Raw genomic sequence first — 16285 nt, 5'->3', positions numbered from 1 at the left:
CGCCTCATGCCGATCCGACCCGAACATCGCTGGCTCTATCCAATCGACTGGCCGGAAATCAGCCGGATCGTTCGCTTTCAGCGTGCGGGAGGCCGATGCGAACATTGCAAGCGCCCCCACGGTCGCAAGGCTGTGCAACTCGCTGGTTCGGATGGCACATGGTGGGACCGGGATGCACAGCTTTGGCGCGACGGTCGTGGGCGCCGTTTGCGTCGCCAGCCCATGTTCGTAGCGCTCGACGCTGTTCGCGTTACGCGCAAACCCGTTTACCTAGCGACAGCCCATCTCAACCACGATCCGAGCTTCAGCGGGCCTCGCTGGCGCAATCTTGCTGCGCTTTGTCCTCGATGCCACATGATCCACGATGCGGCGGAACACCGTCGGCGCAGGTGGTGGAACGCATTCCGGCGACGCGCTCTCGGCGACCTGTTCACCGGTCGGTATTAGAACGACATCGGCCCGCGCCCGGTTGGGCCCGCCTGACGAGGCGCGGTCTCATCCGTTCTCCCCTTCACCAGCGCGGGTTGCTCGTCTCGGAGGCGAGGATGCCGTTGCGCCTTCGGTTTCAATCTACCGGAGCGTCTGGGCATGATCGGGTTTCAGCCAACATCCAGGATAGCTTCGATGCCGAGACTTCCCCTCGACGCTGAAATGCGCGCCAAGACGATCGTCGAGAAACTCGGTGGGGTCTGGCGAGGCTCTCGTGGGGAATGTCGCTGCCCCGCGCATGATGATGGTTCTCCAAGCCTGTCGGTCCGGCTCGGCGATACCGCTATTCTCTTCCACTGCTTTGCCGGCTGCAGCACGATCGAGGTCATGAAGGCTCTTCAGCGGCAGCGTCTTCACGATCGTGCATCTCTGGCGATGCCGCAAGGAAAGCCGAAGCGCGACATGAGCGCACTCGCCCTGCGCCTCTGGAAGGCCAGCGTACCGGTCGTCGGCACCTTGGCCGAAGACTATCTCCGAGCGCGCGGTATTTTCGGCCCCTACCCCCGCTCGCTGCGCTTCAATCCAGCAACGATCCTGGGGTCAGGCTCAAGCAAGCAAATCATGCCTGCGATGATCGCTGCAGTCGAAAGCGACGCGGGTGTGATCGCAGTTCAGCGCACGTTCCTTGATCCCGCGGATGTGTTGCGCAAGCCAATACTCAAGCCGAAAGTCTCGCTCGGCCTGCTTGGCACCGCCGCGATCCGCCTCGCGCCTGCTACGCATGAACTGGGCCTCGCCGAGGGTGTCGAGGATGCGATGTCAGCGATGGCGTGGTTCGGAACACCGACCTGGGCGCTGGGCGGTGTCGAGCGGCTCGCCTTCGTGGCGATCCCGGAGAAAGTGCGGCGGATCATCGTCTTCGCCGACCGCGGTCGTGCCGCCGAACGGCTCTTCGAGAAGGCGCGCGAGCATCTGAGCGCTGGCGGTCGTGAGCTTGTGCCACATGTGCCCGACGTGCACAAAGATTGGAACGATGCGTGGCGGGCACGGCTCGCAGCGTCATTATAGTTTTTCGCAAAGCCATCTTCGATCATCGGCATCACAGGGGGGCAACCTCATCGTAGCGCCCCGCCTTGCGTAGCTGGCGGACGATCCCGTTGAATGCAGCGGTCACTCCTTGGGCTCGGCCGATCTCATTCTCCTGGCCCGCTGCGTCCCAGTACAGCTCCAGCGGCCAGCGCTCCGGACAGTGGGGCAGCAGACACCTCAGCGCCAAGCGCACCTCGATCCCATCGATGCGCGTCTCCGCACAACGAGCCACGCCGGCGCGCAATATATGTACCGATAGCGCGATGACGACGCGCTGATGTCTGGGGAGCGCCGACACGGATCAATGGAAGTCATGCGATTTGAAGCGCATGACCTGCTCGGGATCCATTCCGTCCGCATGGGGCGGCCAGTAACAATCGCGACGCTCAGGCTTCCAACCGCCGCCCTTGTAGCCGTCGTCGCCGCGGTCCGGAGAGCCTGGATGCTGCGCCGCGTCGCCTCGACCGGTTCGATGCGGAAAGGACATGTCGCCGACGGTCGTTAACAGGTCGCCATGATCGATGATCCGGTCGCAGATGATGTGAATCACCTCGCCCTCTTTCTGCACACGACCCTTCAGGCCGACCATAGACGCGGACATCACGGTGCGACGTTGCGCTTCGAAACGATCGGGCCATAAAATACCATTCGCGATCCCGGTTTCGTCCTCGATGGTGATGAACAGCACGCCCTTTGCCGATCCCGGTTTCTGTCGAACCAGGATGATGCCGGCCACTTCGACGTGGCGGCCGTCACGGATCCCGGCGAGGTCGGCACAGCGTCGCACGCCCCGGCGCGTCAGTTCGTCACGGACGAACGAGAGCGGATGTGCGCGCAGCGATAGCTGAAGGTTGCGGTAGTCCTCGATCACCTCGCGGCCATCGGTGAGCGGCCGCAGCGCGACGTCCGGTTCGTTGCCTTCCGCGCTATGGGTGAGAGCCATTCGATCGGCCGCGGCGAAGAGCGGCAAAGGCGCTTCGCCCAATCCCCTTACCTTCCACAAGCCCTGGCGTCGATCGGCACCGAAGCCGTGAAAGGCGTCGCCGTCGGCCAGTTTCTCAATCGCGGCGCGTTGCGCGCCAGATCGACGCCACACGTCCTCGACGCTTTCATAGGGTGCGGTCGTGCGCGCTCCGACGATCTTTGCACCGTCAGCGTTCGACAGACCACGAATGACGCGCAAGCCGAGGCGGACGGCAAGGTAGCGTCCGCCCGTCGTCTCCAACGTGCAGTCCCAGCGGCTCGCGTTGACGCAGGGTGGCCGAACGTCGACGCCATGTTCCCTGGCATCGCGGACGATCTGGGCCGGCGCATAAAATCCCATCGGCTGCGCGTTCATGAGCGCCGCGCAGAACACGTCCGGGTGGTGGTGCTTGATCCACGATGAGGCATAGGAGATTTTGGCGAAGCTGGCGGCGTGGCTTTCCGGAAAGCCGTAGGAGCCGAACCCTTCGAGCTGCCTGAACGTGCGTTCGGCGAATTCGCGCGGATACCCCCTCGCGACCATTCCCTCGATCAGTTTCTCCGAAAAGTGCGAGACGCCTCCGGTAAACTTGAAGGTCGCCATCGCCCGCCGCAATGCATCGGCCTCTGCGGGCGTAAAGCCCGCGCCGACGATCGCCACCTTCATCGCCTGCTCCTGGAACAGGGGCACGCCAAGCGTCTTTTCGAGAACGGCGCGCAACTCCGGCCGCGGATATTCGGGGCGCTCAAGGCCTTCTCGTCGCCGCAGATACGGGTGGACCATGTCGCCCTGGATTGGTCCGGGCCGCACGATCGCGACCTGGATGACGAGATCGTAGAAGCGACGCGGCTTCATCCGCGGCAGCATCGACATCTGGGCGCGGCTCTCGATCTGGAATGTACCGAGGGTGTCGGCCTTCTGGATCATAGCATAGACGGCCGGGTCGTCGTCCTGCAGGTCGGCCAAGCCGATCCTGATCCCTTTGTCCTCTTCGAGCATGTTGAAGGCGCGGTTCATGCAACCGAGCATCCCCAAGCCCAGGACGTCGACCTTCATGAACTTCAGTGCATCGATGTCATCCTTGTCCCATTCGATGATCTGCCGGTCCGCCATCGCGGCCGGCTCGATCGGGACGAGGTCGTCGAGTCGATCGTGGGTGAGGACAAAGCCGCCGGGATGCTGGCTCATGTGGCGTGGTACCCCGATCAGCTTGCGGGCCAGCTCCAGCGTCAGGCGCAAGCGGCGATCACCGATGTCGAGGTTGAGTTCGTCGACCTGCTTCTCGCCCACGCCTTCCGCCGACCAGCCCCAGACGAGGCCCGCCAGCGACGCCGTCAGATCCTCGGGCAATCCAAGCGCCTTGCCGACATCACGCACCGCACCGCGCGCGCGGTAGCGCGTGACGACGGCGGTCAGCGCCGAGCGATCACGACCATAGGTCTCGTAAATCCACTGGATGATCTCTTCACGGCGCTCATGCTCGAAGTCGACGTCGATGTCGGGCGGCTCGCGGCGCTCGCCAGAGACGAAGCGTTCGAAGAGCAGCTCGTGCTTCACCGGGTCGATCGAAGTGACCCCCAGCACGAAGCAGACGCAGGAATTGGCGGCCGAGCCGCGGCCCTGGCACAGAATGCCACGCCGGCGAGCTTCGCGCACAATCGCATGAACCGTCAGGAAGTACGGCGCGTAGCCGAGGTCCGCGATAAGCCGCAACTCGTGCGCGATCTGATTTCGATATGCGTCCGGCACTTTGCCATCGAACATTCGATCGACCGCCTCGCCGGCAAGCTTCTCGAGCGCCTCCTGCGCCGACAAGCCTTCGATGACACGCTCATGCGGATACTGGTACGCCAGTTCACCGAGATCGAAGGTACACGCCCGGGCGATGTCGACGCTGGCTTGTAACGCGTCCGGATAGGCACGAAAGCGCCGTACCATCTCCTCGGGGGGCTTCAGCGCTCGATCGGCATTGACCTCACGCCGATAACCAAGCTCGTCGACAGTGCACTTCTCGCGCACCGCGGTAACGACATCCTGCAAAAGGCGAGCCTCGGGTGCGTGGTAGAGCACGTCGCCGGTCACGACGGCACGCACACCCATGCCACCCGCCTGCCGAGCCAGCGCTTCGATGCGAACCGCATCGCACGGACGGCGTTGCTGAAAGAGCGCCATGTAGCCGCGCCGCCCATAGACCGCTTTCAAATCGCGAAGCGCTGCCAGATTATCTTCGTTCGCCTCGTGCGACAGCAGAATGGCGACGACACCTTCCGACCATGGTTCGAGGTCGTTCCAATGGAGGAGACATGCCCCCTTCCCCGCCCGCCTCTTGCCGATGGTCAGCAGCCGCGTGATCCGCGACCATGCCGCCCGGTCGGTCGGATAGAGGAGCAGGCGCCGACCGCAGGACAGGTCAATGCGCGTGCCTGCGATCGAGCGTACGTTCGTCGCCTTCTGCGCCTCCCAGGCACGCACCACGCCCGCGACCGTACCGAGATCGCTGATCCCGAGCGCCGGATAGCCGAGCAACGCCGCTGCCGCGAACAGCTCCTCGGGTGACGATGCGCCCCGGAGCAGCGAGAAGTGCGTGAGAACCTGAAGCTCGACATAATGGGTCATGCAAAGACCCCGTGCAGCCACCAGCTGAGATCACCCGTGTCTTCCGCAAACCCGTCGCCACGGCGGAAAACCCAGTATCGGCCCCCTTCCTCATCCTCGACGCGATAATAGTCCCGAACGGCCCACATCTCTGCGTCACGCCGCCACCATTCGCCATGCACGCGCTCCGGGCCGTCGCCGGCGACGATCCGATGCACGCGTCCGCGCCACTCGAATCGCCGCGGAGGCTGGTCCGGCATGAGCGCTATGACGCGGTTCAAGGGCTCGGGCCGAGCAAACAGCCGAACGGGACGCGTCCACGCCGGCCAGCGGCCGGGAAGCACCATCGGGTCGGATCTGGTAACGGCCCGCTCAGGCACATGGCTCTCCAGCGGCCTCGCGCGAAAGACGGCGCGAGGGCCGATCCGCCCGGCGATAACGTCGACCAGACGCGCAGGATCGCGCATCAGCGCATCGCCAGCGAGCACCGCGCCGAGATCGACCGCGTCGAGCGGTTCTGTGTGAGGAGCTGCGAGCCAGAATTGCTCCACGCCCAAGCCGGGATCGATCCGCTCGATCCTGAGCTTTAACAATCTCAGCAGGTGAGGCACGTCGCGCGTGGGTCGAGCCGTGCCGATGCCTATGATTTGGTTGATCCCGTCAACCCGGAGCCCGGTGAGACGCAGCGACCGGGCGCCGACACCGCGTTCGCGTAGAAGGTTCGCGAGGTCGCGCAGCAGGTCGCTCATTACCTGTTCGATCGCCTCGGCCGTCCCAATCGGCTCAAGGAGTCGACGTTCGACCCTCGGCACCTCGTCATCTTCACGCGGGGTGATTGGCTCCGCGATCGCACCGAGTGCCTGATCGAGCCGCGTGATCGCGGGCAGACCAAGCCGACGCGCGAGTGGTCCGCGTGCCACCGGCAGTAGGTCCGCCACGGTTTCCAAACCGAAGCGGCGACAGGCGCTGATCGCACCAGGTGCGAGCCGCAGGGAAACGATCGGCAAGGGTGCAATCGCATTCGCGGTCGCGCCAGGCTCCGCGCGGCTCAGCGGATCGCGACCGAAGCGTGCGAGCGCATGCGCGGCTCCGGCAGTGTCCGCGACCGCGACCCGCGCTGTGAAACCTGCACGGCGACAAAAGGCGAGCAGGCGACGACAGAATATCTCCTCGCCGCCATGCAAGTGGGCGCAGCCCGTGAGGTCGATCCAGATACCATCCGACGGTGTCACCGCAGCGATCGGCGACCAACGCCGAAGCGCCAGCAGGGCCAAACGATCAAGCAGCGCCATATCGGCTGCAGGCTCGGCCGGACGGAAGTCGAGATCGGATACGAGCGCGCGGGCATGTGTCGCCGCCATGCCGCAATGGATGCCGAGGGCGCGCGCGCCATCACAGGCTGCGACAACCTCCTCCCGCCGTCCCGACTTGCCGATCAGCGCGAGGGGAGCATGCGCGGATGTCGCCTGCGGCGGAACACTTCGCCGGACAGCAGGCGCGGCTGCCGTATAGGGGTGGCGCGCCGCCTCCGATCGCCTGCCAAGCTCGCGCATCGGCGGCTGCGCATGGGTTGGCAACGCCGCGACCTGCGCTTCCACCGTCGCCCGGGACGGCAAGCCCTCCCGCGCCCAGCGCGCACCTGGACGCCATCCGCCGCCCCGAGGCACCGAACATGCTCCAGGATCGTCGTCGACAGGCAGTTCGAGGAGAGGCCGGTCAGGCCGCAGCGGAGCGGACCGTTCCAACCGCCTCAGCCGCTCGACGGCCAGGTGCGGCAGGAACAGCGAGACAACCCGTCTCATCGCTGCCCTCCACGATAAGGGAGAAGCTCTCGCCCCCACGCTGACGGACGCACTCCGCCGACCACCGCGGCCGTCCAACACCGGCAACAGCGAGACGCTCGGACGGCACGGCACCGATGCGCCACCGCGTCCAAGCGGCGGATGGCTCGGCGAACACCTCCTGGTTCAGGCTGCGCGCCCGCCGAAGGAGCAGGACCGGCATGTCGGCTTCAGCCGCTGCGAGCTGCAGCCGTCGTGTCGCGACCATCGACACCTTGCTTGCCTCCGCAACGATCGCACAGGGCGTTCCGTCGCGGACCGCATCCTCGACGACGGCGAGCAGCGCAGCGTCGTCGCGCGGTTGCGCGTAGATGACGCTCGCGGACGGCAAGCCGGCTTGCTCCAGCGCAGGCGCATAGAGATCGGTTCGACAGCTCGCCCAGAGAACGAGCCCGCCGGCTACGGATGCCTCACGCGCAGCAATGCCGACAAGGAAAAGGGTAGCTGCAGCATCATCGACCAGTGACGCGGCGCGCGGGCTCGCTTCATGCAGCGCCCCAGCGCGCAGCCCTCCCGCCCCCAGCCTGCCGTCGATCGCCCTGACGCCGAACGGCATGACGCGGAAATCCGTCATGGGCGCCGCGATGGTGCGCAGGTGTTCGATATCGGGTGTGGCGATGGTGAGGGCGGTGGACATACAGGCAAGACTCTACTCGTTCCCCTTATGTTCCGTAAAGATCGATCGTCGGTCAAGGTGATTCCGCAGCCCACTCAGAACCTTCCAGGCCGGCCCGACCGCTAGCTTGAGACACCGGAGCCTGCCGGTCAGGCAGAGGAGAGGGCGCCTTCGGCGGGCTGATCCGGTGATGAGCACCGGTCGAAAAAGGAGCCCTCCTCGATGTCTACCTCAGCCGCAGCCGCGAATCTCGACAGCCCCGAACTCGACTTTACCGAGCCCTCGATCACCGCCGCACGGGCGGTGGCCGCGACGATCGCCCGGAACGGCTCGCTTCAGCGTGATACGCTGCTGTGGGTCATGGAGCAGGCGTATGGTGGGTCGTCGGCCGATGGTCGCTGGTCGCTCCGCAATGCCTACGACATGCTCGAGCTCGCCGAGGTCCTGCACCTGCTGAAGGCCGACCTTCCCAAGGCGCCTGACGATTGCCTTGAGGCCTTGAACGAGCTGATCTCGAACCTGCCAACGCATACCGTCAGGAGCGAGGAACAGATCGAGCTCCAACAATTCTCGACCCCTGCCCCCATTGCCTATCTCGCCGTTCTTGCAGCGCGAATCGCGAGGACGGATTTGGTTCTCGAACCGTCCGCGGGCACAGGCCTTCTTGCCACCTTCGCCTTTCGCGCTGGCGCGAGGCTCGTCCTGAACGAGATCGATCCTCGACGTGCGGACCTGCTGACCGCTGCCTTCCCAGGCGTTGCCGTTACGCGGCACGATGCCGAACTGATCCACGACCTTTTGCCGCCCGCCGTTCGCCCGACGGCCGTCCTCATCAATCCGCCGTTCTCGCGCAGCATCGGCCGTCACGCCGACCCGCTTGCCGCGCTCCGCCATCTGCGCTCCGCCCTCCTGCGGATGGGCGCCGGTGGACGATGCGCCGCCATCCTGCCCGACCGGGTCGATACGTCGAGCCGCGCTTGGGCGAAAGCAACCGAGGGATGCACGCTGACCCTTCATCTCGAGCTACCGGCGAATGCCTATGCCAAGCATGGCACCAGCCAACCTGTGAAGCTCATGGTGCTGGAGAAGGTGCGTGGCGACCACGCCGAACTGGTCCGTTGCGCTTCTCTCGGCGACGCTCTCACCGCAATCGTCGTCCAAACGCAGCCGGCTGCTGCACCGGTCGTACCCGCTCCGACACTCCCGGTCCGTGCCGCCCCGCGCAACTCGCTACTTGGGGGGCTCGCCCTCAAGCCGCGCCTCAGCGCTCCTCTATCGAACGCCGCGGCATCGCAGGCAGCGCTAGACATCGGCTATACTGTCTTCGCCGATCCCTTACCGACCGGTGAAGCGGTGGGCGTTTATCTGCCTTATCGACCAAGCCGCATTGCGATTGCCTGCGCCGGTGCCCATCCGACCGCGCTCGTGGAGTCGATCGCAATGGGATCAATCACGGCGCCGCGGCCCTCCTACGTTCCCACCCTTTCGCAGGCGGTAGTCGAGACCAAGCTGCTGTCCGATGCGCAGCTCGAAACGCTCGTCTATTCCGGGGACGCCTTCGAGCGCGACCTGCCCGGTCGCTTCCGTCCCGCCGAGGAGGGCCTATCGCTCGCACCCGACCCGGAGGGTCGACCCTATCGGACCGGCTTCTTCCTGGGCGACGGGACCGGCGTCGGCAAAGGCCGCCAGATCGCCAGCATCATCCTCGATCAATGGCTGCGCGGTCGCCGCAAGCATATCTGGATTTCCAAAACGGAGACGCTTCTGGAGGATGCGCGTCGCGACTGGACCGCGATCGGCGGTCTCGCGCTCGACATCCAGCACCTCAATCAATGGAAGCTGGGCACGGCAATCGGCGCCGGTGAGGGCATTCTGTTCCTCACCTACGCGACGCTCCGCTCCAACCGCGGCGACAAAGGCACGCGGCTGCAACAGATCCTCGATTGGGTGGGTGACGACTACGCCGGCATGGTCGTATTCGACGAAGCGCACGAAATGGCCGGTGTCGCCGGCGGAGAAGGCCGCTTCGGTACGAAGGATGGATCCGATCAGGGCATCGCCGGCGTCCGTCTCCAGAACCTGCTCCCACGTGCCCGTGTTCTCTATGTCTCGGCGACCGGCGCGTCGGACGTCAACAACCTGGCTTATGCCACCCGCCTCGGCCTTTGGGGTCCGGGAACCGCCTTCGCCGATCGCCGCACGTTCGTGGACTCGCTACGCCGTGGCGGGATCGCGGCGATGGAACTTATCGCCCGTGATCTCAAGATGCAGGGCCTTTATGTTGCCCGCGCGCTGAGCTTTGCCGGTGTCGAGTACGATGTACTCGAACATTCGCTGACGCCCGACCAGATCGAGGTGTACGACGCCTATGCCGACGCCTGGGCGATCATCCACGCCAACCTGCGGGCGGCGCTCGACGCGACCCGTGTCACCGACAGCTTCTCGAAGGACACCTACAATAGTGGTGCCAAGGCGGCCGCGCTGTCGATCTTCGAATTGACCAAGCAACGGTTCTTCTGCCAGCTTCTGCTCGGCATGAAGCTTCCGGCACTGGTGCCGGCAATACGCGCCGACCTGGACCGCGGCGAGAGCGCCGTGATCCAGCTCGTTTCGACCTCCGAGGCGATGCTCGATCGAGCGCTCGCGGCATTAACGGCGGAGGACCGCGCAAACCTCGACATCGAATTGTCCCCGCGCGAATTCGTCATGTCCTATCTGACCGCTGCATTCCCGGTCCGGCAGATGAAAACCTTCGTCGACGACACGGGCAAGACCCGCTCGGAACCCATGTCCGACGCCGACGGTCGCCCTGTGCTGAGCCAAGAAGCACTCTCGATGCGCGAAACCCTGATCGAGCAGCTGTGTGCCCTGCCGGTCGTCGGCTCTGCCCTGGACCATATCATCGGCCATTTCGGCACCGATGCCGTCGCCGAAGTGACGGGGCGGAGCCGACGGATCATCCTCGACGCGCAAGGGCGCCAGCGGATCGAAAGCCGCTCTGCCCGAACCAATTTGGTCGAAACCGACGCATTCATGCGCGGCGCGAAGAAGATCCTGATCTTCTCGGACGCCGGAGGCACCGGTCGCAGCTATCACGCCAGTCTGACCGCCGAGAACAAGACCCGACGCAACCACTATCTCCTCGAGCCGGGCTGGCGTGCAGATGCCGCCATCCAGGGGCTGGGTCGTACGCACCGCACGCATCAGGCGAGCGCCCCGCTCTTCCGACCCGTCTCGACCGATTGCCGCGGCGAACGTCGCTTCATCTCGACCATCGCCCGCCGTCTCGACAGTCTGGGTGCGCTCACCCGCGGCCAGCGGCAGACGGGCGGACAGGGGCTGTTCGATCCGCGCGACAATCTGGAAAGCGACTATGCCAAGGAGTCGCTCGAGCAATGGTTTCGCCTGCTCGCCGACGGCAAGTTACGCTCGGTAACGCTGTCCGAGTTCCAGCGGCTCACCGGGCTCGAACTGGAAGGCGAAGGGGTTGGGCTGAAGGAGGATCTGCCGCCCATCCAGCGGTGGCTGAACCGCATCCTGGCGCTGCGGATCGCCCTCCAGAATGCAATCTTTGACGAATATCTCGGCTTGATCGAAGCACGTGTCGAGGCTGCTCGTGCGGCGGGAACGCTCGATGTGGGCGTCGAGAGCATCAACGCCGAGCGTATCACCATCCTCGATCGCACCGTCATCCGGCGCGACCAGACCAGCGGCGCCGAGACCGAGATCCTGCGCCTCGAAACCGAGGAGCGCTACAAGCCCGTCGCGCTTGAGCGGGCCTTGCGCATGCTGGGGGACGATGCGCGTCCGATCGTCAATCGTAAGTCCGGCAAGGCTGCGATCCGGTGCAACACCTATTCCCTCACCGACGATGATGGCGAGATCGTGCGCCGCTATGAACTGATCCGCCCGACCCGAACCGAGCGGATGCGCCAGGATCTTCTCGCCGAGACGATGTGGGAAGAGGCGAGCGAAGAGGAATGGGCCGCGCTTTGGAAGGCTGAGGCCGACGACATGGCTGGCAAGACCCGAACCAGCACGCTTTACCTGGTTACCGGGCTTCTGCTTCCGGTCTGGGACCGCCTTCCCGACGAGCACGTTCAGGTCTGGCGCCTCAACACCGACGACGGTCAGTCGCTTCTCGGGCGGATCGTGCCGGCACCGCTCGTCGCCAAGCTCGCAGACGCGTTCGGATGTGCGGCCACCATCACCGTCTCGGGCGCAGAGACGTCGCAGCACGTCATGACCAGCGGTGAGATGGCCGCCATCGGAGCATACCGCCTGAAGCGGAGCCTCGTCGCGGGGCAGCAACGCCTCGAACTGCTCGATTGGCCGCACACCCGGTTGGCGGAGCTGAAGGCGGCCGGGTGCTTCACCGAAATCATCCAGCACAAGACGCGCATGTTCGTGCCCGTCGCGACCGCTGCGGCGGTGATCGACCGCATCGCCGCCTGACAGCAACCGGGCTCTCTTCCCGCCCGACGGAGGGAGGGGAGGGAGCCTTCGGCTTGATGAGCTTGGATGAGCCGAGCTCGCGCAACCGTCGAGACGGCTGCGCTATCCCGAATGGAGTATGACCGATGATCCAGTCCGTGAAGGTCAAGAACCTGTCGCTATCGAAGGCCAATGTCCGTCGCCGCAACCGCGAGGCGGGCCTTGAGGAACTGGCGGAGAGCATCGCCAAGAACGGCCTCCTGCAGAACCTCGTCGTCTCGCCGCTCAAAAAGGCCGGCACCTTCACCGTCAAGGCGGGCGGTCGGCGCCTGCGCGCCATCCAGCTCCTGATCGAGCGCGAAGCGCTTCCTGCCGATCACGAGGTGCCAGTCCTCGTCCTGACCGGCGATGAGGCCGCCTCGGTGGGTGCGAGCCTCGCCGAGAACCGCCAGCGCGCGGTCATGAACCCCGCCGATGATTGCGAAGCATTCAAGACGCTGATCGACGAGTTCGGCATGACCGTCGAACAGGTCGCGATCCAGCAGGTCGTGTCGGTGCGCTTCGTCGAGCAGCGTCTGGCACTCGCCAATCTCGCTACCCCGATCTTCGAAGCACTGGGTGCAGGCGAGATCACGCTGGCGGTGGCCCAAGCCTATGCCGCCACACCCGATACCGATCGTCAGGCGCGCGTCTTCGAGCAGATGCAGCGGTCCTATTACGGCAAGGAGCCCGACAATATCCGCCGCGCCATTCTGAACGGCACGGTGAAGGGCAATGACGCAAAAGCGCGCTTCGTCGGTCGAGACGCGTATGTTGCGGCGGGTGGTCGCATCGAGGGTGACCTGTTCGCCACCGAGGTCGACGAGAATTGGGTGGACGTCGACCTGATCGAGAGCCTCGCCGTCCAGAAGCTGGAAGCGGCCGCAGCCGAGCTGGCGAAAACCGAAGGTCTGGCGTTCGTTACACCGATCGCGGCCACGCATGTGCCCTACGACCTTGAGCGCCAGCTTCACGAGTTCCACGCCCCGGCGCGCCCGCTCACCGAGGATGAGACGGCGCGCGTGGAACGGCTGTCGACCGAGAACGATGCTCTGGTCGATCAACTCGAGCAGGAGTTTTCAGAAGGCAGTGCCGAGGCGCAGGCAGCGGAGGCGCGTCTGACGGAGATCGAGCGGGAACTGGAAAACATCGACGATGCCCGGCACGACCTCGATCCGGCCGTCAAGGCGCAGGTCGGCACCTTCGTCTATATCGGCGGTGACGGCGAACCGCGTGTTCATACCCGCCTGTTCAGCCAAAAGCCGGTGGTCGATCCCCACGCCCCGCCCAAAGTAGCGGGCGGCAGTGACGGGTCCGGGGCCGATGGCGGGGGGGATTCCAGCGCGGGGCCGAAGCTCAGTGGCACGCTGATCGACGAGCTCGCCACGCAACGCCGGCAGATCCTCGTTGCCCACCTCGCGAGTGACCCGGCAATGGCGCTCGACCTGACCATCTTCCTGATGGCGCAGAACGTCGTCTTCGCAAACTGCCACATTTCGGACCATTCGACGCTGAAGTCGAGTGCGTCGGACTTCCCGATCTTCAGCTTTCGAGACGAGGGCTCGATGGCATCGCAGACATTCGATGATCAGCGGCAGAGGCTCGATACGACCTGGGCGGGCTATCAGACGATGTCGGAGCGGTTCGACGCCTTCCGGGCGCTGGACGAAGAGGTCCGGGGCAGCTGGGTCGCGTTTGCGATCGCCCGCACGCTGGAGCCGACCCTGAACGTAGGCGAGGGCTATCGCTGCAACGGCTTCCACGATCATCTTGGCCGCCTGCTGGGCATCCAGGTCGAACATTGGTGGCGCCCGACGGCCGAGAACTTCTTCGGCCGCGTCAAGAAGGACGTCATGCTCGATGCGCTGGAGGAAATCGGCGGGCCGATCCTGCGCGGTCGCTACAAGGACGCCAAGAAAGGCGATCTTGCCCGGACCTGCGCATCGCTGTGCAACGGCCAAGGCATCGTCGAGGCGGAGATCCGCGAGAAGGCGAGCGCGTGGCTGCCGGATGCGATGCGCTTCGACGCCGTCGAAAAGCCCGCTCGCTTGGCGCTGCATTCGACCTTCAGCGATGGTGCCGAGGACGACGATGATGATCTCGATCCCGTCACGGACGAGGAGATGGACGGCGACGATGGCACCGACCTTCGTGATGACGAGGGCGGCGAGGAATTGAGCCAGGCAGCCTGAGGCGGGCCCGCACAGTTCGAGGCGACTGGGGGCGGCACTCGTGGAGTGTCGCCCTCCTTTTCGTGACCCGCGGCAGCCCCCGAGAGGAGAGGATGCTCGCGCCGGTCCGCCTCGATGCGATCAGGAGAAAGACCGTGGCCACGACCAATGATAAACCATCGCCTGCCGACATCATCACCAACACCATCATCGACAAGCTGGAGGCCGGTGTCCGGCCGTGGGTCAAGCCGTGGCGGCCGGGCCTGGGCGGCCGACCGCTACGTGCCACCGGAGAACCGTACAGGGGCATCAATTGCTTCTGGCTCTGGCTGTGCGCTGAGGGGGCCGGTTACCATTCCAGGACCTGGATGACCTATCGCCAGGCGCAGGCGCTCGGAGGCCAGGTACGGGAGGGCGAGCGCTCGCAGATCGCCATCTTCTACAAATCGTACAGCAAGGCCGTGACATCGGCTGTGACCGGCGACACCAGCGATGAGATGCGCCGCGTCCTGCGGTCCTACGCCGTCTTCAATTGCGACCAGATCGACGGGCTTTCCCCTGACTTCTACCCTCCCCCCGCTAGCGCCGTGCCTGCTGCCGATCAGCTTCCGGCCCGTGCCCAGGCCTTCATCAACGCCCTGCCGGCAATTGTGCATATCCGCGGCGATCGTGCTTTCTACGATCGCACTGCCGATAGCATCACGATGCCGGCCATCGAACTGTTCGCGACCCGGGCCTACTGGGCCTCTACGCTCGCGCATGAGGCAGGCCACTGGAGCGGCCATCCCGATCGCCTTGATCGCCGCTTCGGCAAGAAGTTTGGCGACGACGCTTATGCATTCGAGGAACTGTGCGCGGAGATGACCTCCGCTCTGCTCGGTGCGGATCTCGGCCTGCCCACCGCGCACATGGACGATCATGCAGCCTATATCGGCTCGTGGCTGAAAGTTCTGCGCAAGGATTCGCGCGCGATCATGACTGCCGCTGCCAAAGCCGAGGCCGCCGCCGCGTATCTCCTGCGTGCGACCGGTCTCGCTGCCTCGGGCGATGTCGAGGATAGCGTTCGTGAAGCGGCATGAGCGCGGCGGTCGCCCGCCCCGACCTTGGCGCCTACCGGCGCTTCGTCGTGGCATTCAGCGGCGGCAAGGACAGCCTTGCCGCGCTTCTCCACCTACTCAACCTCGGCGTGCCCGCGCACGCGATCGAACTTCATCATCATGACGTCGATGGGGGCGGCCCCTCGCTCATGGATTGGCCCTGCACGCTTGGCTACGTCCGTGCGATCGCCGCACACTTCGGCACTGCGCTCTACGTATCGTGGCGTGAGGGCGGTTTCGCGCGCGAACTCGCGCGAACGGCTGAGCCGACCGCACCGGTGATGTTCGAGACACCGACGGGCATCGGAACTGCCGGGGGAAACGGGCCGCTCGGCACGCGCGGGCTCTTTCCGCAGACATCGCCGGATTTGCGCGTGCGCTGGTGTAGCCCCGCCCTGAAGATCGATGTCCTCGCCGCTGCAATCCGCAATCAGCCCCGCTTCCTTGAGGGTCGGTCGCTGGTCGTCACGGGCGAGCGCGCCGAGGAGAGCTCGACGCGCGCGCGCTACGCGCCGTTTGAGCGGCACCGCACCTCGACACTCACCCGCTCGGTCGATCACTGGCGGCCGGTCCACGACTGGAGCGAGCAGGAGGTGTGGGCTGCGGTCGAACGATCGGGCGTCCGCCCCCACCCGGCCTATGTGCTGGGCTGGGGTCGCCTCTCCTGCCGCACCTGCATCTTCGGGTCGCCTGACCAGTGGGCGACGGTGCGCCTCCTCTTCCCCGTCGCTTTCCAGCGGGTGCAAGCTCGAGAGGCGCTCAGCGGCAAGACCATCCACCGTGCGTTCGACGTGGCGGCGCTTGCCGATCGCGGCCGCCCCTTTGCCGCCGCGCTCGACCATCCTGATGCTTTAGCCCAGGCAGAGGATGAGATCTGGCGTTTGCCGATCGTCATGGCCCCCTGGAGGCTGCCGGCCGGCGCCTTCGGCGACACGGCAGGACCACCCTAGCCGCGCGTCACCTTCGGGTAAGAGACGTGGTCTTTTTCGGACGGCGTGGCCGGATGACCG

At 65.3% G+C, this 16285-nt stretch carries 8 protein-coding genes; 5 read left to right on the top strand and 3 right to left on the bottom strand.

Translation table 11 applies throughout. From position 1 onward, the window contains the following. Positions 1-624: 624 nt before the first annotated feature. Positions 625-1497 (top strand): DUF7146 domain-containing protein, encoded by an 873-nt coding sequence (locus tag GQR91_RS18585; RefSeq protein ID WP_149683121.1) that lies wholly within the window; start codon positions 625-627, stop codon positions 1495-1497. A 322-nt stretch (positions 1498-1819) separates the two neighbouring features. On the opposite strand, the gene GQR91_RS18580 is transcribed toward GQR91_RS18585, so the two are convergent. The 3 genes from GQR91_RS18580 to GQR91_RS18570 form a co-directional block, all read right to left on the bottom strand. After that, positions 1820-5098: an error-prone DNA polymerase gene (locus GQR91_RS18580; protein WP_149683119.1), complete on the bottom strand. Its 3279-nt coding sequence runs from the start codon at positions 5096-5098 to the stop codon at positions 1820-1822. Next, positions 5095-6675, bottom strand: coding sequence for a Y-family DNA polymerase (locus GQR91_RS18575; protein ID WP_235904121.1), 1581 nt, complete (start codon positions 6673-6675; stop codon positions 5095-5097). The genes GQR91_RS18580 and GQR91_RS18575 overlap by 4 nt, the downstream gene beginning before the upstream one ends. Positions 6676-6793: 118 nt before the next feature. Further along, positions 6794-7555, bottom strand: coding sequence for an ImuA family protein (locus GQR91_RS18570; RefSeq protein ID WP_174236658.1), 762 nt, complete (start codon positions 7553-7555; stop codon positions 6794-6796). A 201-nt stretch (positions 7556-7756) separates the two neighbouring features. Here GQR91_RS18570 and GQR91_RS18565 point away from each other — a divergent pair, with 201 nt between their 5' ends. The 4 genes from GQR91_RS18565 to GQR91_RS18550 all read left to right on the top strand — a co-directional run bounded on the left by GQR91_RS18565 (position 7757) and on the right by GQR91_RS18550 (position 16225). Then, positions 7757-11989, top strand: a complete 4233-nt coding sequence (locus tag GQR91_RS18565; RefSeq protein ID WP_149683118.1) for a strawberry notch-like NTP hydrolase domain-containing protein — start codon at positions 7757-7759, stop codon at positions 11987-11989. 125 nt (positions 11990-12114) lie between these two features. Beyond that, positions 12115-14199 carry a ParB/RepB/Spo0J family partition protein gene (locus GQR91_RS18560; protein WP_149683117.1) on the top strand — a complete coding sequence of 695 codons (2085 nt, stop codon included), beginning with the start codon at positions 12115-12117 and terminating at the stop codon, positions 14197-14199. A 134-nt stretch (positions 14200-14333) separates the two neighbouring features. After that, a complete protein-coding gene (locus GQR91_RS18555; RefSeq protein WP_149683183.1) occupies positions 14334-15257 on the top strand; it encodes an ArdC family protein in 924 nt (307 codons plus the stop codon). Next, the gene (locus GQR91_RS18550; protein WP_149683116.1) at positions 15254-16225 is read left to right on the top strand and encodes a phosphoadenosine phosphosulfate reductase domain-containing protein; all 972 of its coding nucleotides are present in this window, start codon (positions 15254-15256) and stop codon (positions 16223-16225) included. Before GQR91_RS18555 ends, GQR91_RS18550 begins: the two co-directional genes overlap by 4 nt. The last annotated feature ends 60 nt before the right edge of the window (positions 16226-16285 follow it).

The organism is Sphingomonas carotinifaciens (genome assembly GCF_009789535.1).
Taxonomy (GTDB): Bacteria; Pseudomonadota; Alphaproteobacteria; order Sphingomonadales; family Sphingomonadaceae; genus Sphingomonas; species Sphingomonas carotinifaciens.
This window is presented reverse-complemented; position numbering and strand designations above follow the sequence as displayed.